Annotated in this window: 19 protein-coding genes and 1 tRNA gene; 5 read left to right on the top strand and 15 right to left on the bottom strand. The window is 52.4% G+C overall.

The genetic code is table 11. From position 1 onward, the window contains the following. Positions 1-28: 28 nt before the first annotated feature. The 5 genes from MJ611_RS00980 to thpR all read right to left on the bottom strand — a co-directional run bounded on the left by MJ611_RS00980 (position 29) and on the right by thpR (position 4480). Complete coding sequence (locus tag MJ611_RS00980) at positions 29-706, bottom strand: hypothetical protein (RefSeq protein WP_250427480.1); 678 nt, start codon at positions 704-706, stop codon at positions 29-31. Between the two features lie 104 nt (positions 707-810). Then, positions 811-2643, bottom strand: a complete 1833-nt coding sequence (locus tag MJ611_RS00975) for a M61 family metallopeptidase (RefSeq protein ID WP_250427479.1) — start codon at positions 2641-2643, stop codon at positions 811-813. 55 nt (positions 2644-2698) lie between these two features. Then, positions 2699-3355: a class I SAM-dependent methyltransferase gene (locus MJ611_RS00970; protein ID WP_250427478.1), complete on the bottom strand. Its 657-nt coding sequence runs from the start codon at positions 3353-3355 to the stop codon at positions 2699-2701. Between the two features lie 36 nt (positions 3356-3391). Continuing rightward, complete coding sequence (locus MJ611_RS00965; RefSeq protein WP_250427477.1) at positions 3392-3883, bottom strand: CinA family protein; 492 nt, start codon at positions 3881-3883, stop codon at positions 3392-3394. Positions 3884-3925: 42 nt separating this feature from the next. Then, the gene (thpR, locus tag MJ611_RS00960; protein WP_250427476.1) at positions 3926-4480 is read right to left on the bottom strand and encodes an RNA 2',3'-cyclic phosphodiesterase; all 555 of its coding nucleotides are present in this window, start codon (positions 4478-4480) and stop codon (positions 3926-3928) included. Between the two features lie 107 nt (positions 4481-4587). On the opposite strand from thpR, the gene MJ611_RS00955 reads away from it, so the two are divergent. Next, entirely contained in the window at positions 4588-5310 is a 723-nt protein-coding gene (locus MJ611_RS00955) for a phosphatase PAP2 family protein (protein ID WP_250427475.1), read from the top strand. A 107-nt stretch (positions 5311-5417) separates the two neighbouring features. Then, positions 5418-5499, top strand: a tRNA-Leu gene (locus tag MJ611_RS00950). Between the two features lie 57 nt (positions 5500-5556). Here MJ611_RS00950 and MJ611_RS00945 read toward each other — a convergent pair. From MJ611_RS00945 to MJ611_RS00935, 3 genes are read right to left on the bottom strand one after another with little or no spacing between them, the layout of a single operon-like run. Beyond that, the gene (locus tag MJ611_RS00945) at positions 5557-7188 is read right to left on the bottom strand and encodes a glycosyltransferase family 39 protein (RefSeq protein WP_250427474.1); all 1632 of its coding nucleotides are present in this window, start codon (positions 7186-7188) and stop codon (positions 5557-5559) included. Between the two features lie 6 nt (positions 7189-7194). After that, on the bottom strand, positions 7195-7845 hold the full coding sequence (locus MJ611_RS00940) for a lipid-A-disaccharide synthase N-terminal domain-containing protein (protein WP_250427473.1): 651 nt from the start codon (positions 7843-7845) through the stop codon (positions 7195-7197). Then, positions 7832-8578: a glycosyltransferase gene (locus MJ611_RS00935; RefSeq protein ID WP_250427472.1), complete on the bottom strand. Its 747-nt coding sequence runs from the start codon at positions 8576-8578 to the stop codon at positions 7832-7834. Before MJ611_RS00935 ends, MJ611_RS00940 begins: the two co-directional genes overlap by 14 nt. Positions 8579-8708: 130 nt before the next feature. Here MJ611_RS00935 and MJ611_RS00930 point away from each other — a divergent pair, with 130 nt between their 5' ends. After that, positions 8709-9428, top strand: coding sequence for a phosphatase PAP2 family protein (locus tag MJ611_RS00930; protein WP_250427471.1), 720 nt, complete (start codon positions 8709-8711; stop codon positions 9426-9428). Here MJ611_RS00930 and MJ611_RS00925 read toward each other — a convergent pair whose 3' ends face one another. Next, the gene (locus MJ611_RS00925; RefSeq protein ID WP_250427470.1) at positions 9429-10487 is read right to left on the bottom strand and encodes an NAD-dependent epimerase/dehydratase family protein; all 1059 of its coding nucleotides are present in this window, start codon (positions 10485-10487) and stop codon (positions 9429-9431) included. It lies immediately after the preceding gene. A 277-nt stretch (positions 10488-10764) separates the two neighbouring features. On the opposite strand from MJ611_RS00925, the gene MJ611_RS00920 reads away from it, so the two are divergent. Then, positions 10765-13644 (top strand): tetratricopeptide repeat protein, encoded by a 2880-nt coding sequence (locus MJ611_RS00920; RefSeq protein ID WP_250427469.1) that lies wholly within the window; start codon positions 10765-10767, stop codon positions 13642-13644. 53 nt (positions 13645-13697) lie between these two features. Further along, complete coding sequence (locus tag MJ611_RS00915) at positions 13698-14273, top strand: phosphoglycerate mutase family protein (protein ID WP_250427468.1); 576 nt, start codon at positions 13698-13700, stop codon at positions 14271-14273. A 57-nt stretch (positions 14274-14330) separates the two neighbouring features. Here MJ611_RS00915 and MJ611_RS00910 read toward each other — a convergent pair whose 3' ends face one another. The 6 genes from MJ611_RS00910 to MJ611_RS00885 form a co-directional block, all read right to left on the bottom strand. Then, positions 14331-14762, bottom strand: coding sequence for an RDD family protein (locus tag MJ611_RS00910; protein WP_250427467.1), 432 nt, complete (start codon positions 14760-14762; stop codon positions 14331-14333). A gap of 79 nt (positions 14763-14841) precedes the next feature. Next, on the bottom strand, positions 14842-15339 hold the full coding sequence (locus MJ611_RS00905; protein WP_250427466.1) for a methylated-DNA--[protein]-cysteine S-methyltransferase: 498 nt from the start codon (positions 15337-15339) through the stop codon (positions 14842-14844). Between the two features lie 86 nt (positions 15340-15425). Further along, positions 15426-16292: a T9SS type A sorting domain-containing protein gene (locus tag MJ611_RS00900; RefSeq protein ID WP_250427465.1), complete on the bottom strand. Its 867-nt coding sequence runs from the start codon at positions 16290-16292 to the stop codon at positions 15426-15428. Between the two features lie 132 nt (positions 16293-16424). Then, the gene (locus MJ611_RS00895) at positions 16425-16892 is read right to left on the bottom strand and encodes an RDD family protein (protein ID WP_250427464.1); all 468 of its coding nucleotides are present in this window, start codon (positions 16890-16892) and stop codon (positions 16425-16427) included. Between the two features lie 117 nt (positions 16893-17009). Beyond that, entirely contained in the window at positions 17010-18008 is a 999-nt protein-coding gene (locus MJ611_RS00890; RefSeq protein ID WP_250427463.1) for a c-type cytochrome, read from the bottom strand. Between the two features lie 208 nt (positions 18009-18216). After that, positions 18217-19836 (bottom strand): M16 family metallopeptidase, encoded by a 1620-nt coding sequence (locus tag MJ611_RS00885; RefSeq protein WP_250427462.1) that lies wholly within the window; start codon positions 19834-19836, stop codon positions 18217-18219. Positions 19837-19869: the final 33 nt, after the last annotated feature.

The raw sequence follows: 19869 nt of genomic DNA, 5'->3' as shown, positions 1-19869 counted from the left end.
AGCGCTTTTGCTATTGGATGATTTTCTGTTAGTACCCGAACGGATGGTGCTGGTAGCCTCCAAAACCCGGATTGCCGAACGGGCTGTAATACGGAGATGCGCCGTAGGTATAGCGCAGGCCTCCGGTCACGGTAAAGCGCTCTGTTATCTTGTAAGTTGCCCGGATGTCGACACCCTGGCGACCGGGGCTGTAAAAGCTATTGTAGTAAGGGTTAGCGCCTGGTGCGTTGGAAAAGTCTTTCCAGAGGTAGCCGCTCACCAGCAAACGCTCATTTACCAGGTACTCGCCACCAACACCCATGATGTAATGGCTGCTGGCGTTGCTGCGAAGCATCATCGTGCCTCCTTCAGGTGTGCGCACCGCATACTGATAAGGTGAAACTGCCATGTATGTCATGCTGACAAAAGCTCTGAAACGATCGGTTACCTGGTAACGCACCGACGGCTCCACATAAGAAGCGCTGCCGTAACCATTGCTGAAGCTGGTACCCAGCGAAAGGTTATAGTTCAGCCGGGGACCAGTGAAGGCAACCGGTTTCTTCACTACTGTTTCCTCTTCAACAGCTGGTTTTACCACAGTTTGTGACGGGGCAACCGCAGGCATTGGATCCAGACTCGGTTTCACCTGTCCCTCCGACGACTGCGCCATAGCCTGTCCGGCCCAAAGCATACCGCAGGCAAGTATAGTTGTAAATATCTTCTTCACTGGAAATTAGTTAGCTTATCAAAGTTACGTCCCGAATGCCTAATAAACAACTGAGACCCAAAGTGTCTGTACTTTTATAACAACGCCCGCCGGTGCTTTTTGTTTTAGCTGGCTTTAGGACCGAGCCAGGCTTTCCGGAAAGCCTGCATTTCCGGCGTTACTTGTTTGCCAGTTGCTTCAAACAATACTACTTCCAGGGTCGGTACTTCGTCCAGTTTCAGGGTAGCGGTTCTGGTTTCGCCTAAACGTTTAAAGGTAACAGGTATGCTGTCGCCGGGTTTGTGCTTGCTCAGAATTTTCTTCAGGTCTTTGGCGCTGCGTAGCTTTTGTCCATCCAGGGTCAGCAGCACATCTTGGCGATCTAAGCCTGCCTCATACAAGGCTGTGCCGACTACGGTGCCGGATGTAAGGGTAGCGCCTTCTTTGCCATACTCTACAGAAACGGGACCAATAGCAGCCTTGCCCGGATCTGACTTGCGCAGCTCCAGGCCAGCCTGGGCTAGCAGCGGTGCAAGGTCGGGCAGGTGGCTGCCGTAAATGTTTTCTTTGAAGAAGCGCTCTGCAAAGGCAGCGTCTTTGGTCACTTCGGCCAGCGTCTGTTGCAGGTCGGGCAACGTATACGGTTTTTCCGGTTTGCCATACTTGCGCCAGAGTGCCTGCATGTAGTTGTCAAGCGTGGTGTTATAGTCGCGGCGCAAGGTCAGGTCCAGCGTGAGGCCTGTAACCAGCCCATAAGTATAGTAAGAGATAAACGTGTTGTGGCGGTTCACAGGGTCAACGGAGCGGGCGGCGTCTACGAATGGTGCCTGCAGGCTCATCTCCATCAGGCTATGGTACTTGCGCCCTGGCGAGAGCAGCACGTAGTTCAGGTCACCGGCCAGGTCAGCAGCATACTTCTTCTGGTCATAAATACCGCTGCGGGTCATGATCAGGTCGCCGTAATAGCTTGTAAAGCCTTCTGCCAGCCACAATGCCTCCGACATATTTGCCTCCTGGAAGTTGAACGGCTCCAGGCTTTTCGGGCGGATACGCTCCACATTCCAAGCGTGGAAATACTCATGCGATACCGTGTTCAGCAACGGTCCCATGGCCGAAGCAAGGGTACGGGAGCCGGTAACGATCGTGGAGTTGCGGTGCTCCATGCCGTCGCCGTTAGCCTGTGGCATGTAGCAGGCAATAAAGGTATAGCGGCCGAAATCGTAATTCGGCAGCTCCCCGAACACAGCCCGTTGCTCCGCTACGATGTTCTTTGTTTTGGCAACATATTCCTCGAACTGGGCTTTGGTGCCCTGGTGGTGCAGCGCTACCTGTATCGTTTTGGTTTTGTTTTTCTCGTTGATGGTCCACTCGGCCAGTTCAAAATTGCTGAGTTCAGTGGGGCTGTCCATCAGGTACTGGAAATCCGGTGCCGAGTAGGTGGTGCCGGATTCCGGCTTAAGTTGTGTGGCGATCTTCCAGTTTTTCCCCTGCGGCAGGTTGAAGGTGACACGCGCCGGTGCCTTTTCAAAGCCTTTGGCATGCATGAGCGTGGCCGGCATGTTCAGGTGGGCGTGCGTTTCGTCGATGCCGGCATAGGTGCCGTCGGTGTGGTCGCCAAACAAAGTATAGTTTATCGTTACCGTGCCCTTGTGCCCGGTCACATTCCATTGGTGCGGGCTGGTGCGTGATATAGGTAATTTTTTGCCTTGGGCATCGGTGGCCTGCACGCTGTACACATTCTTGGCAAACTCGTGCAGCGCGTAGCGGCCCGGCGAGCTGCGGCTCATCAGCACGGCCAACGTATCGGAGGTAATCCCCGAGAAAGTAGCACTGATCTGTGCCTCGTGGTGTACGGCATTGGGGAAAGAAAGCTGGTAGTTCACCTGCTGTTGTGCCAGTGCGGAGTTTGCAAAAGCCAGGAGCCCCAAGCCAAGCAAGGTATAGATTTTCTTATACATGAAGGATCGTCGTAGTTAGATTCCTAAATATAGGAATACTACTGTATTAGACCAACTATACTTCTATTGCTTTCCGGTATACTTTGGCCTGCACCATGCCGCCGTAAAAACTAGCTGCGTATACTTCCTGCAAGTATAACCGGTCAAACTGTGCCTTGAAATCCGGAAGCTGCGTGGCTTTTACATCGCTCAGCACTCCGAAGAAAACATACATACTTTTGAGCAACAGGTGCTGCCAGAGCGGTGCAGGCGAGGTAACCGGCCAGAAATCTGCAAATAGCCAGAGTCCTCCCGGTATCAGTGCGGTATGCAGTCGGTGCATCAGATCGTGCAGGCGTGGTGCTGGAAAAAGATCAAGCAGGAAAGGGGTGAGGACCACATCGAACTGTTCGTGGGCTTTGAGCACATCTTCGGTGCCAAGCCGGAACTCGACAGCAGTGTTTTTTATACTTGCTTTAGTTCGTTCTTGCGCTTTCCGGAGCATGTTGGGCGAAGCTTCCAGGTATAAAATCTGCAGTTCTTTACCCGATCGCAATAGTTGCTCCAGCAGCCAGCCGCTTCCTCCGCCAATCAGCAGCATGCGGGCCTTAGCCGGTACAAAAGGCAGCAGCGCCAACTGGGCCAGCTCCAGCGCGCTTCCGAATACAAGCCGGGAAAGCGGGTCGTAAAAGGAAGATACCCGGTCGAAGCCGCTGTCGGGGAGTTGAGGCAAAGTATAAGTTTTTAGCTAAGGCTGCAAAAGTATAAATCAGCGGTCGTAATGGTCTTCCACCACCCCTTTTAATTTTTCGAAGATATAGTCGGTCAGCTGCTTGCGGATGCTGGTCGTATTACCTTTGAAAACCTCCCTGAATTCTTCGGCTTTGCCGTCGTACAGCATCGAAACAAACATGGTGCCTACCGGCTTTTCAGCGCTTTCGGAGCCGCCCGGGCCGGCAAGGCCTGTGGTGGCAATGCTGATATCTGCATCGAGTTGTTTTTTCAGGCCCATCACCATTTCGTTTGTTACCTGCTGCGATTCGGCAGTATACAGGTCCAGCGTATCCTGTTTCACGTTCAATAGCTTCTTTTTTGCTTCCGGCTGGTACACCACCATGCTTCCTTTCAGTACATCGCTGCTGCCTTTGGCTTTTACAAATTCAGAGGCCAGCATGCCAGCCGTACAGCTCTCGGCAAAAGCCACTGTCAGGCCTTTGTCGCGCAGGTTTATCATCAGTTCATTTAACTCGGTTTGGTTCATAAGGGAGTTCTGTAAATGCGCTTATCTTACTCCGATCTGCAGTTATGGGTTGTGCTGTAGCGGGAAGGTTTCTAGGATGCTGTATACCGGGTGCGGCGATTTAAGCTCCGAGCGCCACAGCGAGATCGAGTCCACAGGCAGCTGCATTTCCTGGTCCGGTACGATGACGGGTAGGTTTTTAGGGGCAGGCTTGTCTTTGCGGAAACGGGCAACCGTAACATGCGGAATGGCTTTCTGTTCTTTGGGGGGCTCTGGTGCCAGTACGCGCGTCAGCTCCTGGCTTAGTTGCTCGTAGGGTTGGCTCTGCCGGAACCGGGCCCACACCAGGCGCGGCGACCGAAGCTTAGGGCCGGGCTCCAGTTGCTCCAACACCAGCGTGAAAGGCTGGTGTTGCATGGCTACCTCTTTGATAGCCTGGCTTATGGCGGGAAGCTGTTCCTGCGGCACATTGCCGATAAAGTATAGCGTAAGGTGCAGGTTCTGTTCGGGCACAAACCGGATGGAAGAATGCTGATACTGGTGCACTTGCTGGCTCAGGTACGTATGCAGCGCAGCAGGCAGCGTGACGGCTACAAACAGGCGGATGTGGTTTTCCATGGCGAGGTTTTAAAAGGCGTAACAGTACTACTTCACGCAGATTTACGTAAGGGATTGGCAGCAGTACGCAATAAAACGTAATACTAGTAAGATACCTGCATACGTGTATGATCCGAGTAGTCTATAAAAAGATAGCGGCGGCTTTCGCCCTGTTTACAGCAGAGCTGTTGCTCGTCTGGGGAGTTTTCCTTGTGAGCATCATCGCTTTTCTGTACGTCAGCCAGGCCGTGCTGGGCGGCGGGCCCCTGGAGTTCGACGAAGCGGCGTTCGATTATGCCGATGACATGAAGCATCCGGTTCTGAATACCTTTATCAAAGGAATCACCTTTTTTGCCTCGCGCCAGTTCCTCACGCCGGCGGCGCTGCTGCTGGTGGGCTATTTTGTGTTTATCCGCAAGCACCGCTGGTATTCCCTGAAGGTGCCGGTAGTAGCCCTGGGCAGTATCACACTCAATGTTATCCTCAAGTATTTCTTTGACAGGCCGCGCCCGCTTTTACCTGTAGTTGATGCATCCGGGCTAAGTTTCCCGAGCGGCCACTCGATGGTAGCGGCATCCTTTTACGGATTGCTCATTTACCTGGTCTGGCACAACGTACAACCCCGGGGTCTACGCAATTTCCTGGTGGGCTTTCTGATCGTATTTGTACTGCTGATAGGTTTCAGTCGGATCTACCTGCGGGTGCATTATGCTACCGATGTGGTGGCTGGTTTTGCGGCAGGCTTTTTCTGGGTAATTATCAGTATATCAGTGCTAAGGAGAATGGAGCGTTTCTCGCGCAAAGAGATCGATCCGGTGGTGGAAGAAGAGCCTGAGGAAGTAAATAAATAAATTTTTTTAGCAGAGTATTGCAGATAAAAAAATCTGTTATACCTTTGCAATCCCAATCAACGAGGGTTAAAGGGTTTGGGGAATTACATTTTGAAGTAGTACCAGCTGCGCACGTGGCGAAACTGGTAGACGTGCAGGTCTCAGAAGCCTGTGCCTTCGGGTGTGGGAGTTCGAATCTCCCCGTGCGCACACTTTCTTAATGTAAAAAGGCCAGCTGAAAAGCTGGCCTTTTTTATTTTGTGGCGCCTAGTAAAATACCTGCCACTCCCCAACTTCCTGCTTCTGTTTAAAGCCCTGCAGCATCCAGCGCCGGTTAACGGGAATTTTCTCCTTCAGGATCAGCACTGCATTTTGTTTCAGCAGCTTTTGCAAGGCCGCTTCGCCACCCGGTTTTTGCAGCTCCAGGTACACATGTTGCCAGCGGTCGTCTCTTTCAAACTGCGTTTCGCGCTGCAGTTTTTTGTTCGTGTCGTACACGGTTACCAGGTCGCGGTTGAGGTGGAAGGCAAGCGAAGGGAGCAGGTTGTCGTACACGATCAGCGGGCGCTTGCTCAGGCCTTTGCTTTTCAAAAATGCAGCTACTTCGGAACCGCTTTTATACTTACCGGGGTTGCGCTCCAGCAGGTGTGTGGAGTAGGGCAGGAGCAGCAACGTGAAAACAAGCGAAACATAAAGCAGCTTGATAACCGGCCCATGCATGCTTTTAAGTATGACAAGTATAAAAACGAGTATCAGCAACGGCAACAGGTATGCCCACGTTGGAAGCACCACCCCAACAGGTAGCCATGGCGCCACCAGCAAGGCTACAGCCAGCACCACAAAGTATAAGGTACCCCACCGCAACACCATTTTCTTTGTACCCGGCTCCAGCAGCGGCAGCAAACCTGCTGTAAATAATGCTTGCCCGGCAAACAGGGGCAGGATGTAAAGGATGAGCTTGGAACCGGAAAACGAGAAAAAGATCAGCGGAATGAGTACCCAAAAGAGAAACAGCCTTTTCTGAGATGCAGGTAGCAGTTTGATCTTCCGGATGTTGAACAGCAGGATGGCAGACCAGGGCAAACTGAGCACAGGCGCCAGCACCAGGTAAAACCACCAGGGCTTGGAACGGCTGAAAGCCTCCGGATTGACAAATCGCTGCACGGTATGCTTCAGCAGAAAGTAATCGACAAACTGCCTGTCCTGGAGCATGAGGTACACGTACCAGGAGCCGCCGATCAGTAGAAACAACAGCAAGGCCGTTACGGCAGGTAAAAAGCTTTTTTGTCTCGGAACAGCAGGTGGCGGGTTGTAGGCAAGGGCCACCAGCACCGGGAAAATCAGCCCTACCGGTCCCTTGGTCAGGAAGGCCAGCGCCAGCAGCGTACTAAAAAAGTATAGCCACCCTGCTTTCCTGTCTTTCTTATACTTTATCCATGCCCAGATGGCAGCCAGTTCAAAGGTTGTCAGGAAAGAGTCGGTGGTGAGGTTGCGGGCCGAAATGAGCACAGCCAGTGTGGTGATGTAGATAACCAGTGCCGTAAAAGCAGTTCGCCTGTCCTGGAAAATTAACTGGCCCAGCAGGTATACCAACAGCGCCTGCAACACCAAGGATACCTGCAGAAAGAAACGGGCACCAAACGGATTGAACCCAAACAGCTCCATACCAAAGGCTGTGATGATGTAGGTAGCAGTTGGTTTGTGGTAATGAAGTATACCCAGCAGGCGCGGGTGCAGCCAATGCTGCGACAGGAGCATTTCACGGCTTATTTCAGCATAGCGTGCCTCACTGGTTTCAATCACACCCCAGCTGCCCAGGTTGTAGAGCGATAATGCGAACAGAAGCAAAAGCAACAGCCCGACAGTGCGGGGCTGGTACAGGATGTCTTTCACTGCCATACTCGGTTAAGAGGTAGCCGACTGGGCCACACGGCTGCTGCGCAGGCCCAGCATCAGGTTGCGGGTGTACACAACAATACCGAATATCTGCCCGATGAACAACACCGGATCCAGCCGGAAAATGGCATACGAAATTATCATCAGGCTGCCGATCAGGCTGATGAGCCAGAAGCCGTTCGGAATAACCGACTGCTGCAGCCGTTCGGAATGATACCATTGATACACAAAACGCAGCGTGAAGATGACCTGCCCCAAACCGCCCCACGCAATGAGTGCCCCGGAGATCCTGCTGTGCTCCAGTATGTAGGCGAAGCTGTGCGTATCGCTGAACAGCATCCAGAACAAGCCAAAGAACGGGAATGTAATGGCGATGCTCTGCACAAGCCAGGGCAGGCGATCCCACTGCTGCTTGAGCTTGAGGTTGCGCAGGTAAATAAAGTACGAGATCAGTTGCCCGCCTATGATCACCAAGTCGTCGCGAAGAACGCCGTACACCATCAGCAGCATGGAGGCAAGTATACTTGCGGTCCAGAACGAAGTAGGCGACAGCACCCGGCCTGCCCTCTCGGATTGTATCCACTGCACCAGCAACCGTGCCGAGAAAAGTACCTGGGCCAGCAAGCCGATACTGTAGATGAGAAGATCAGCTTTGTGCATGCAGCGTAGGTTTATGTTCCAGTTTTTCTGCAACCTGATACCGGATGTAACGCTTGCGCATCCACCGGAAAGCAAACGTATCGTTCAGGGGACCCCAGAGGCGGTTGAACAAGTGGTACTTAGAATAACCGGCGTAACGCTCGAAATGCTGCACCGGTACCTGTTTTACCCGCCCCCCCTGCAACTGGATGAGGGCCGGCAGAAAGCGGTGCATGCCGTCAAAGAAAGGCACGCGCTTGGCATAGGCCGCATCCACGATCTTGAGCGGGCAACCGGTGTCTTCAATGCCATCCTGGATCATGTATCGGCGGAAAGCGTTGGCAATGCGGGAGGATATCTTCTTGATGAAAGTGTCCTTGCGCTTGGTGCGGATGCCGTTCACCATCTGGAAGTCAGGCAAATGCTCGAAGAACAGCAGGAAGTCCAGCGGTGAAGTTTGCAGGTCAGAATCGATGTAGCCGATGTAGGGGCTGCTGATGGCATCGATCCCGGCTTTGATCGCGGTGCTCAGGCCATAGTTCCGGTCGAGAGAAAGGTAACTGTAGCCGTTTTTCTTCTGGCAGATCGCCCGGATCTGAGCCAGGCTGTTGTCTGTGGAGCCATCGTTTACAAAAAGCACCTGCGTTACAACGGGCGACTGTTGCAGAAAGGCATCCATGGCTTCGCAGAAGCGGGTGAGGCAGCCTTCTTCGTTAAAAACAGGTACAATAATGGTTAATTCCGCACTGTTCATAGTATAATTTGAAATAGTATGTATACTGGAAAAGTTAAATAAAGCGTATGTTTACTTATGTAATATTTTGGGTTAAGCGGCTTCTGTAGCTGCTAACTCGGTTTTTGCCAGACACGTACATCAATTTTGTATGAAGCCGATTACACAACGATTTGTGCGCCTGCTGGCCCTGCTTTCAGTTGAGCTGGTGCTGATCTGGGCCGTGTTCTTCATCTGCATTGCTCTATTTGTCCTGATGGCGCACGAAGTCTTTATTCAAAAAGACAATTCCCTGGATACGGCCCTGTTTGCCTTTGCCCGGAGCCATACATCGCCTGAGGTTACCCGCTTGATGCGGTTCATCTCTTTTTTTGCTTCTGCCGAGTACCTGATGGTAGTGCCGGCGCTGGTGGTGCTCGGCTTTTCGTGGTTTGAGCACATGCGCTGGTACGGCCTCAAAGTTCTGCTGATCTCGCTTACCAGCTCTGTTCTGAACCAGGTACTGAAACGGGCTTTTGAACGTCCAAGACCTGAAACAGCCATGCTGGAGCAGTCCGGGCTAAGCTTTCCGAGCGGCCACGCCATGATCGGTGGTGCCTTTTATGGCGTGCTCATTTACATCGTCTGGCAAACGGTGCGCTCTCCCTTCTGGCGCTGGTTGTACACCGTGCTGCTCACGGTGCTGATCCTGCTCATTGGCTACAGCCGTATTTACCTCAACGTGCACTATGCCACGGATGTGGTAGCCGGTTACGCCATTGGCATACTCTGGCTCATCGCTTCTGTGTACCTCATGCGCAAACTCGAGAAAGTATACCTAGCCCGCTATGGCCGTGCCGATATCGATCCGCCTCCTCAGGAGAAAGCTTAGTCAGACAGCTACCGCATACTGCTGCTGGTAATACTGGTAGTACCAGTTCACAAATTGCCGCAAACCTTCCTCCAGGGATGTGTCCGGCCGGAAGCCGGTCGCCTTTATCAAATCCTCCACATCGGCGTAGGTTGTTTTCACATCACCGGGTTGCATCGGGTGTAACTCGATGAGGGCTTTCTTGCCGAGCAGCCGCTCCAGTATGGCCAGCAGTTCGAGCAGGTGCACCGGCTTGTGGTTGCCAATGTTGTAAAGTTTATAAGGCGGTTTCGTTGTGCCTTTCCTGGATACCTTCCGCGGTGCTGTGTCTACCAGTTTCACTATGGCTGCTACCACGTCGTCTACAAAGGTGAAGTCGCGGTGCATGTCGCCGTTGTTGAACACCCGGATAGGAGAGCCCTCCAGAATGGCTTTGGTAAAGCTGAAGGTTGCCATGTCGGGCCTGCCCCAGGGGCCATAAACCGTGAAAAAGCGCAGCCCCGTAGTAGGAATCTGGTAAAGGTGCGCGTAGCTGTAGGCCATTACTTCGTTCGCCTTCTTCGTGGCAGCATAAAAGGACACCGGCTCGTCGGTTGGGTCATCAACATGAAACGGCACTTCCTGACCGGCGCCATAAACCGAACTCGATGAAGCAAAGAGCAAATGCTTTGGCTTATACTTGCGGCAGGCTTCCAGCAGGTTGGCAAAGCCCACCAGGTTGCTGGCCACGTAAACCTGCGGGTTATCTATACTATAGCGCACGCCTGCCTGTGCCGCCAGCTGCACTACCACATCGAATTTATACTTCCGGAAAAGGCTCTCCAGGCCCTGGTCGTCTGTCAGATCCAGCTGCACGAATTGCAGGTTCTGATAAGCTGTGCTTGTCGTAACGGAGCCATACGTTATACTTTGCTTGCTGAAGCCCTGCTGCGCCAGGCGGCTATACTTTAGCTCCGGCTCATAGTAGCTGTTGATCGCATCCAGACCCATCAGTTGGTGGTTGCTCTGTCTGAATGCCTGCATCAGGTGATGGCCTATGAAGCCGGCACTACCGGTTATCAGTATGCGCTTTGTACTCATCTGTTTGTAACAATTGACTGGGTGCTGAAACTGATACTTTGTCCGCTACAAATCTGTCAGTTGCCGAAAAGCAGTATCCGCCTGTAACGTCCTCGATTATACGGTAGTTCTTTGAAAATTAACATGGGAAAATTGTATTTATTATGACAATAGTTGAATTGTAAAATCGTTTCCTGACATCTTGCCTCTGCAAGCACTTTGATTTATACTTGTTAGCTGTTATCTTGAATCTCGTTCTCAAAGCGTTGATTTTCACCCTAACCATTCACTCACCATCATGCACCCGTTCCTGAAAAAGCCTATCCTTTTCTTCAGCGGCACCCTGCTCGCCATTGCAAGTTTCGCCCAGCAACCAGACCAGACCGACCAGGCACTGACCCGGCTGAGGCAGGAGCGGGAGCGAGTAGTTGCATCCAAAGAACTCTCTGCTTCGGACAAGGCCAACCAGATGATGAAGTTAGGACTGTGGCAGGAGGCTGCCCAGGTGCTGGCTTCGGCGGGACAAAGCCCGCAGGTAAAATTGGCCAAAGCCCGCCTGGCGATGCTGCAGCATGAGTATAAAACCGCTGATGCGCTGGTAACGGAGGTGTTGAAAAAATCGCCGAAGCTGCGGGAGGCATTGCTGCTGAAGAGCCGGCTACAGGTGCAGGCATGGGAACTGCCAAAGGCGCTGGCAACGGCAGAACAGTTGCTGCAGGCTAATCCGAAAGACGAAGATGCTGCCCTGGCGGTAGGCCGAATCCTGATGCTGCAGAAGAAGTACAATGAGGCGCTTGCCTGGGCAGTAAAGGTACAGCGCTGGAACCCGAAAAACGCCGAAGCTTACCTGCTGGAGTCGGATGTGCTGTTCTGGGACCAGAAGCCGGAGCAGGCCGAGAAACCATTGGTAACCAGCCTGACGCTGGAGCCTTTTAATGCCGATGCCCGCTTTAACTACGGGTATGCCATCTGGCGCCGTGTAGACGCAACGCAGCTGAATGCCATGGCAGCTCAGTGGGAGTTGGCGCTTGCCCTGAACCCGCTGCATTATGTAACACACTGGCATTGGGGCAACGGCCATACCAACCTCACCTATGCCGACTACATTCACCCCACCGATGAGCAGGTGCGTGCTGCCCTGCAGCCTGCCGACAAGTTGATCTCCCAAAACAAAGTACAGGAGGCGCTTGCAACAGCCCAGAAAGTACAGCAACAATACCCGGAGTCGGTGCTGCCGGCAATGCTGCGCGGTTCTGCCTACTACATGGCCTTCGACATGGACCGGCACATGCGCCTTGATTCTGCGCAGGCTATCTTCCAGCGTATACTTGCCAGAAAGAAACACTATGGCCCTGCCCACAACGCGCTGGCTGCCGTCATCAAGCAGAAGCAACTGCCTTATCTGGCCGCTTACGACTCGCTGAACCAGGTGATCCAGCGTACGGTGATCAAAGACCCGGTGAATTTTGCCAAGGTATTCCCAGATGTGAACTACTACCCGGGCGAAACGGTGCAGAAAATGGTGTGGTCGCAGCTTTACGAGAGCATCGTATACTTCCCGTTCCTGTCAAAACAAGGAGAGAAGTTCGTGATCCCACCGCTGCACATCGATTTGGCCATCGCCATGAACTCGCCTTACTTCCGGCAGGCGACTACCTTTGATAACCGCCAGTGGATGGACATCCGCGGCGTAGGCAGCGGCGCAGCCGCCATCGAGTACGCGATACGCGGATCGTTCCTGGAGCGCAACGTGGTGCTGCACGAGTACGTGCACCTGTACCACGGGCGGGTGTTCACCGACGAAGAAAACCGGGCGGTGCGCCGACTCTACAATAATGCTATGAAAGAGGGCCGCACCCTCGACTATTATTCTGCAAACAACGAGCACGAGTACCTGGCCCAGACCTACCCGGCATACTTCGAGCCAGTAAAAGTGCATCCGCTCAACCACAAATCCATCAACACGACTGCCGATCTGAAAGCCAAAGACCCGGACCTGTATGTTTTCTTGGACAAGCTGGTGCAGCGGCAGCGGGCATACCTGGCAGGCGATAAACAGGCCATGGCCAGCAACTGGGCGCAGGTATACCTGAACCTGGCTAACCAGGCACAGGCAAAGCACGAGTACACCAAATCTACTGCCCTGCTGGACACCGCCCTTACCTGGGATGCCAACTACATTCCGGCCATGATGGCCTATGCCTCTGCAAAACAGGAACAGAATGCTTTCTCGGAGGCAAAAGACTGGCTGGAGAAAGGCAAAAAGCTGAACCCGAACTATGCTCCCGTGTATGTGGCGGAGGCACAGCTGCTGGAAAGTATGCGCCGCGACGGCAAACTATCGCAACGCGAGGCAGTGGAGAAGCAAGCCATACTATACGATAAAGCCCTGGCATTGGAAGACGACCTGCTCACACGTGCCCGCATTAACCAGAGCTACCGGGAGTTTTACGCCTCGTATGGCAGGGTGCCGGAAGCCATTGCAGTGGCAGAAGCTTATTTAAAAGATGCCCCAACCATATCTACCTACCTGCGCGACCGCCGGGATGAAGCGGTAGCCTTTGCAAATTGGCTGAAAGGCACAACCGGAACAACCCCGCAAACAATAGAAGTACTGGCAAGGCTGGTGGCTCAGAAACCTCAAAATTACGAACTGCGCCAGCAGTATGCCGATGTGCTGGCCGCCCAGGGCAAGTACAAGGATGCTATCGCTACGCTGGAGGAAGCACAGCGCATCCTGGCAGCTGCCGGCTCTGCCCGTCCGGATTTTATGGTACGCCTTGCTGATTACCAGTTGCAGTTAGGCAACAAAGATGCTGCGAAAGCCGCCGTGCAGCCGATCCTGGAGGGGAAAAGCAAACTGCGCAACGAGCCGTACCGGCTTGCCCTGGTATATGCCGGACTGGGTGAACCGGCAAAAGCATCCGAAGAGCTGCAGAAACTGCCACCTTCCGAAACACCTGCCGTTTCCGGTAAGGTATTGTATGCTACCGGCAAAGTATGGGAAGCTAAAAAAGAAGTGAAAAAAGCGCGCAAAGCCTACGAAGCAGCGCTGAAGTCGAACCCGTACCAGCTGGAAGCCCGGCTAAGTCTGGCGCAGCTGATGGAGCAGGAAGGCAAAAAAGGCAAAGCAGAGAAACTTCGGGCAGAAGGAGATCAGTTGGTACTTAAGCCATAATTTGTTTAATTTGAGCACCAACTAATCAACCTAACCTAAACAACATTACTCTTATGCGATTATTTTACCTGCTCAGGCTCTGCCTTGTCCTTTTTGTTGCGGGCCTGGTATCATGCCGTACTGCTTCCAGCGACAAAGACGGAGCAACTGCCATGGCTAACCCTGCCGAGGTAGCAACAACTACTGTTTACCTCGTGCGCCACGCCGAAAAAGATATCTCCGATCCGGCCAACCAGGACCCGGACCTGACAGAGACCGGCAAAGCAAGGGCAGAGGCACTGCGCGAACTGCTGAAAGGCCAGGAGGTGAACGCCCTGTATGCTACCAAGTACATCCGCACGCAAAACACCCTGAAGCCACTTGCTGACGAGCGAAAACTGGACGTGATCCGGTACGAAGCGCATGATTTCATAGGTCTGTTTGAGAAGATCAAGCAGCAGCATCCGGGTCAGGTCGTGGTAGTGGCTGGCCACTCCAATACCATTTTGCCTTTGGTAGAAGCTTTCGGTGCTGAGCGCCCGATACCGGAAATCGCGGACAATCAGTATGATTACCTGTTCAAGGTGCAGCTAAACGGAAGCGATAAAGCCACAGTGGAAATGAGCCAGTTTGGCAGCCCCAGCAACTAAGCTTCAGTCAGAAAAAGTATAACAAGAAAGCCCTCGCCAGTAAAGGTGGGGCTTTTTTTATACTTTGACTACCTGTGTGTGCGCCAACTTGTCGTGGAAGGTCTCTTTAAATGTGAGCGGAGAGGAAGAGAGCATGCGCATGATAAACACAAACACGCTGATAACCTTGGCAAAATAACGGATCGAAGCACATTTAAAGGAAATGCGTTTGCCAAGCGTGCTCGTAACGCGCAACCCCAGTAAGTGCTTGCCGGCCGTAGTTTGCCAGATAGAGCTTTCCAGACCTGCAAAGTATAACCAGCCGAGCAGAAATTGTAATAACCTTTCCGGCTTCAGGAGCATGGCCGTTTCATCGCTGCTGATGGTAAAATATTCCATGACGCCAATAATACTGGCGAGCAGAAGTATATCCAGCGCAAACGCCACGATCCTTGTGCCGAAGTCGGCAAGGTGTGCCTTTGATTCCGTTTGGGGCGCAGAATATTGCATGCAGGTACAATGGTATTAAAGAAGTATTCCATTGTATACTTTGCTGGCACGCGTAGGTTGCGGTTTTGAGGTAACTAAATCAGAAAAGCGACAGCTGGGCGGGTGTTTCCTTCAAAACTCCTTCGTGGCGCAGCAGCCATTCTTTGCGCCACAAGCCCCCGGCGTAACCGGTCAGGCTGCCGTCGCTGCCGATTACCCTGTGGCAAGGCACTACAATGCTGATGGGGTTTTTGCCGTTTGCAGCGCCAACTGCCCGTATCGCTTTTTCGCCGGAAACGGCACGCGCAATATGCATATAAGAACAGGTAGTGCCGTAGGCAACCGTCTGCAGTTTTTCCCATACTTGCCGCTGAAAGGCCGTACCCTGTGGCAGAAGCGGCAGGTCAAACGTCTTGCGTGTGCCCTGGAAATATTCCTCCAGTTGCTGCACACAGGTTTCGAGCGTGGCAGGCAACTCTTTGTCGGAAGCGCCTGCTCTTTCACAGAAAAGGATGGAGCTGATACCGGCCTCGGTTCCGGTTATCCGGAGGTTACCGATCGGTGAGTAAAAGTAAGTAGTATAGGTAGTTGCGTCCATGTACTAAAGATAGGGCATGTGCAGCAAAAAGTAAACAAAAAGCCAGCCTTATAAGGGCTGGCTTTTCTGCTGCTAAAGTAGGGGGTTTAGCGCTTGATAATACGCTTGGTTACAGTACCGGCAGCTGTTTCGATCTTGTAGTAATAGGTGGCATCCGGCAGGCCGCTCAGGTTTACTTCAAGCGTGTGCTTGCCCCTGGTTTGCTGCTCGCTAAGGAGCGTGCGGAGTATGGTTCCTCTGCCATCTACCAGCGTGATGGTTACGTTCCCTTCTTTTGCTACCGTATAGTTAATCGTTTGGGTAGAGCTGCTTGGGTTCGGGTAAACGGCGGTGGCGTCTTTTGCTTTTTCCCCTTTGTTCTTTTTAGAAACATCCCAAAGTATAAACCGGGCAGGGCGCATGAGCTGGCGGTGCTTCAACTGTTGCTCAAAACGCTTGCCTCGCTTTTCCGGCTGGTTGCCTTCCGGGGCGGTTTCATACTTAGCCACAATCGCTTTGATATCCGCATCCCAGCGGGTGCGGTCACTGGCAATAGCTGCATTCATTCTATCCAGCTGCGGTTTATACCTGCTGGCGATGGTGCCGGCCGCCGCATATACCTGGCGAGCTTTTTCGTGCTGGGCTTTCAGGGCAGCTTTTTGCTCTACTGTCAGAGGAGTTCCAGAGGCTTCACGCTCTGCTTTCAGGCTTTTTTGCAGTTCCTTTGTTTCTGCTTTGATCTGTTGCAGCGAGGTACGCAGTTTTTCAAGTTCGGCTTTGTCCTGGGCAGAGATCTGCGTTTCCAGTTTCATGCGCTGCTTGCGCAATACCGGCAACACGTTCTCCCGCATGTAGGTTTTCAGCTCCTTGCGCAGTTCGGGGTTTCTTTGCCCTTTGCCACCTGCCAGGGCAGGTGCGATTACAGCTAGCAGGCACACCAGCAGTACTAAATGTTTCAGCTGATTCATGTTCATGGCAGTGACGTTTTATATCTCTAAGACTGCCGCAAACGCTTTAGGTTTAAGCATCTGTATAGGTTTTTTTATACAGAAATCCCGATTGCACCTGAATTCTATACTTACCACTGACTAACCAAAGAACGCCGGTTATACTTCAGCGTCCTGTTGGTGCCTGTAGACCAGCGTGCCGGCTATGATGTCGTGGAGCGCCTGCTTTCTGGCTGTAAAAGCGGCCATAATAAAGCCTATCAGCAGGATAAGCGAGGACGGAATCTTGGCAAAGAAGCGGCCTGTTGCATGCAGGAAGCTCAGGCGATATCCCCCGGTATCTGTCACGAAAATGCCCATCATCTGTTTGCCAAGGGTAGCCTGGTATTTTGAGCTCTCCATGCCTGCGTAGTAAAACCAGCCCAACAAAACCGAAATGCCATTCAGCACAAGCTCTGTGGTCAGTTCATCTTTGCCGCCAAGGTAATGCAGTCGGATGAAAAAGAACGGGATGGATGAGACAATGAAAATGATGAGGCTGTCGAGCAGGTAAGCGATCAACCGGATCCAGAATCCGGCATAAGGCAAGTCAAGGGTAGTGGGTTCTTGGCGTGGAGATAGCTCCATATTCTTTTTTTATACTTGTAACACTAAAGTATAATGTTACCACTTACAAAACTTACAAGCAAACAAAAAGGCCACCGACAGGAACATCAGTGGCCTTAATGGTAAAGGATCAGCAGGTTATTTTTTGGCTATTGACTTCGGAGCTGGTGTAAATTTTTCCACCTTGTTCTTTACCGGCTCCACGCTTCGCAGGTATTTGTAGATGGCGCGCAGGTCTTCTTCCGCCATGCCGCCGTACATGCTCCACGGCATAACGGTGTTAAAGGCATCCGGTGTTAATTTCTGGGCTGTTGCCTCTGGTTTAGCAGCGCTCTTAAAGCGTTGCACAAAGGCCTGCTCTGTCCAGTTGCCTATACCTGTTTCCTTATCGGGGGTAATGTTGGCTGAGCGTAAGGTAGCACCACTAGGAAACTTGAATTCGGCGCCACCGGCCAGGAACTTGCCTTCAGCATCTCCCTCCGGCGTATGGCATCCGGTGCAGCCCGCAATCGTGAACAGGTACTTGCCTGTAGCAACGGAGTCGTTCAGGGCAGGCTTACTAACCGGCGTATGCTTGCCTGGCATGGTACGCATGATCAGGTTCACCGGGAAATCGATCTGCGATTGCTTTACCGAATTCTTTACCGGAGCCAGCGTACGGACATAGGCTATAATGGCGTGCAGGTCATCTTCAGCCATCTGGTTATAAGCCATGTAGGGCATCAGCGGGAACAGGGGCTCTCCGTCTCTGCTCACCCCTGAGGTAATAGCCCGGTAAATCTCTCCGTCCGTCCAGTTTCCCAGGCCTGTTTCTTTATCAGAAGTGATGTTTTTAGCATAGAGAACACCCGGAAAGCCCATGCTATGGTCAAACATGTCACCGCCCTTGCCAGCTGTGCCTGCTATAGGAGGAGCAGAAAACCGGCTCCAGTCGCGGGTGGAGTGGCAATCGATGCAGACAGCAACGTGGTTGGCCAGGTACTCGCCCCGCTTTACCTGGTCTGTAGTACGGTTAAGGGTAATTGCCGGAGCCTTATCGACTTTCGGAAAAGTATACCGGACAAATAGAATGCCCGAAGCGGCTATAATAGCCAAAACGACCACCACGATAAGGATGATCCTGAATGCTTTTTTCATGGTTTTGTAAGATGTTAAAGTAGACGGCGTATTAATAATGAAATATTTTATTGTGTAATACTAATAAAAATTATACTTTCTCCAAATTAATATTAGGCAAACACTATACTTTTTTAGTCAGAGAGCGATTTTGATAGGCAGAAGCCAACAAAAAAGCCGCAGAGGTTTTCTGCGGCTTTTTTGTTGGCTGATTTGTACTTTGTTAGGCCTACTGAAAAGTATCCCTGCTGTCTACAATCTTCACATCTTTCACATTCAGTTTATAGTTGGCAACTGCTTCGTCTTCGGCAAGCACTTCTTTCGGCAGGCCTTCTTTCACCAGGTTAGAGTAGCTCATAGGCGAAGGTGTGTTGTTGAGCAGGGCCTGGCGCAACGGCTCGGCTTCGCTGTCGTCGGTTACAATCGTAACAAACATGTTTTCTACCTGCCAGTACTTCTTCACGGCGTCGTTTACCTGCTGCACCGTCATGTTCGCCAGCAACCGGTCCATCTCCTCAATGTAATTCTGGCGGCCGTAAAAGCGCGAATCCATCAGGAAGCCTAGTTGTTTTTCAGGCGTCTGAATGTAGAGCTTCATGTAGGAGCGCAGGAACTTGCGGGTCAGCTCAAACTCTTCCGGCGTCATGCCATTCCGGATCAGGTTGTCTATTTCGCGTACGGCCAGGCGCAGCGCGAAGTGTGCGTGCCCCACAGTGATATCTTGTAGTTCCGGGTACTGCTGCTTCAGGCTTTCGGCAATCTGTACTGGGCGTATCCAGAGGGCAAAGTAGTTGGAGGTACGCGGCACGCCCGGGTTTGGCAACTGAAAGCTGCCGCCCTGATCGTACCACTCGATGTAGGAGTAATCGCCGTAGTTCATGGAGCGGGTGGTGCGCAGCTTGTCGTATAGTTTGCCGTAGCTTTTGCGGTGCTCGCCCAGGAAGGAATTGGCTACCATCAAAGCGGCAAACTCATCGGAAGAGCGTGTTATGGGCAGCGGCATACCTGTAAAGATGGCAGAGCCCAGCGCGTTGCTTTTCTGGATGATTTCTACCTGCACACCATCCGGCTGGTTGGGTTTGCCTGCTGCCGGAATGGAAGGCTGCACATCCGATAGCTGCGCCACATCGTTCCTGAGCTGGTTAAGGAACTCCGGCGTGTAGTTGCCGGCAATCCCAACCATCACGTTGTTGCGCGTAAAGTAGTTGCGGTAGTGGTTTCGTACATCCTCCAGCGTGATGTTTTTCACACCTGCCGAGGTGCCTTCGGGCTTGTGCTGGTAGTTGGTGCCCCGAAACAGCAGGTCTTCCAGCGCTTTTTTGCTGTACTCTTCGTCCGAAGAAGCGCGTACCACCTGGTCCACGTAATTCTGCTGGTTCGAGATCACGCGCTTAAAATCTTCCTCGGCAAAGGCCGGCCTAAGGATAACGCTTTGCAGAACCGGGTAGAACTCCTTCAAAAAGTCCTGGTGAACGGCAAAGGTCAGGGTGGTCACTTCCTTATCCACGTTGGCACCGTAGGCAGCTGCCATCGGGAACAGTTTGTCCTTTATCTGCGAGATGGTCATGTCCTGGGTGCCACCTTCGGTCAGTAGTTGCGCAGTGGTATAGGTCAGGCCTTCTTTGCCTTTCGGGTCTACCATAGAGCCGTTCTTGAACATCAGCTTTACGATGATCTTGTTCGACTCCGGCTGGCGCAGCTCCACGATCTTACCTTGGCCGAAAGCGGTATTAGGGTCGAAAGGCGTTTTGGCAACAGGCGGGGTACTTGTCTGGGATACCTGCGGTTGTTTGGTGCAGGCAGCGACCAGCAACGCGACAGGCAGTATGTATGCAGCTAATTTTCTCATGCTATAGCTCGTCATTTTCATGTTGATCTTAGA

Source organism: Pontibacter ruber (genome assembly GCF_023630205.1).
Classification (GTDB): Bacteria; Bacteroidota; Bacteroidia; order Cytophagales; family Hymenobacteraceae; genus Pontibacter; species Pontibacter ruber.
Note: the sequence above shows the minus strand (reverse complement) of the source record. Positions and strands in the feature narration are given on the sequence as shown.

Coding starts and splice junctions, on each gene's coding strand:
- MJ611_RS00975 (WP_250427479.1), bottom strand. CDS start 2,643: ATGTATAAGAAAATCTATACCTTGCTTGGCTTGGGGCTCCTGGCTTTT.
- MJ611_RS00965 (WP_250427477.1), bottom strand. CDS start 3,883: ATGAACCAAACCGAGTTAAATGAACTGATGATAAACCTGCGCGACAAA.
- thpR (WP_250427476.1), bottom strand. CDS start 4,480: ATGGAAAACCACATCCGCCTGTTTGTAGCCGTCACGCTGCCTGCTGCG.
- MJ611_RS00955 (WP_250427475.1), top strand. CDS start 4,588: ATGATCCGAGTAGTCTATAAAAAGATAGCGGCGGCTTTCGCCCTGTTT.
- MJ611_RS00945 (WP_250427474.1), bottom strand. CDS start 7,188: ATGGCAGTGAAAGACATCCTGTACCAGCCCCGCACTGTCGGGCTGTTG.
- MJ611_RS00940 (WP_250427473.1), bottom strand. CDS start 7,845: ATGCACAAAGCTGATCTTCTCATCTACAGTATCGGCTTGCTGGCCCAG.
- MJ611_RS00935 (WP_250427472.1), bottom strand. CDS start 8,578: ATGAACAGTGCGGAATTAACCATTATTGTACCTGTTTTTAACGAAGAA.
- MJ611_RS00930 (WP_250427471.1), top strand. CDS start 8,709: ATGAAGCCGATTACACAACGATTTGTGCGCCTGCTGGCCCTGCTTTCA.
- MJ611_RS00925 (WP_250427470.1), bottom strand. CDS start 10,487: ATGAGTACAAAGCGCATACTGATAACCGGTAGTGCCGGCTTCATAGGC.
- MJ611_RS00920 (WP_250427469.1), top strand. CDS start 10,765: ATGCACCCGTTCCTGAAAAAGCCTATCCTTTTCTTCAGCGGCACCCTG.
- MJ611_RS00915 (WP_250427468.1), top strand. CDS start 13,698: ATGCGATTATTTTACCTGCTCAGGCTCTGCCTTGTCCTTTTTGTTGCG.
- MJ611_RS00910 (WP_250427467.1), bottom strand. CDS start 14,762: ATGCAATATTCTGCGCCCCAAACGGAATCAAAGGCACACCTTGCCGAC.
- MJ611_RS00905 (WP_250427466.1), bottom strand. CDS start 15,339: ATGGACGCAACTACCTATACTACTTACTTTTACTCACCGATCGGTAAC.
- MJ611_RS00900 (WP_250427465.1), bottom strand. CDS start 16,292: ATGAACATGAATCAGCTGAAACATTTAGTACTGCTGGTGTGCCTGCTA.
- MJ611_RS00895 (WP_250427464.1), bottom strand. CDS start 16,892: ATGGAGCTATCTCCACGCCAAGAACCCACTACCCTTGACTTGCCTTAT.
- MJ611_RS00890 (WP_250427463.1), bottom strand. CDS start 18,008: ATGAAAAAAGCATTCAGGATCATCCTTATCGTGGTGGTCGTTTTGGCT.
- MJ611_RS00885 (WP_250427462.1), bottom strand. CDS start 19,836: ATGAGAAAATTAGCTGCATACATACTGCCTGTCGCGTTGCTGGTCGCT.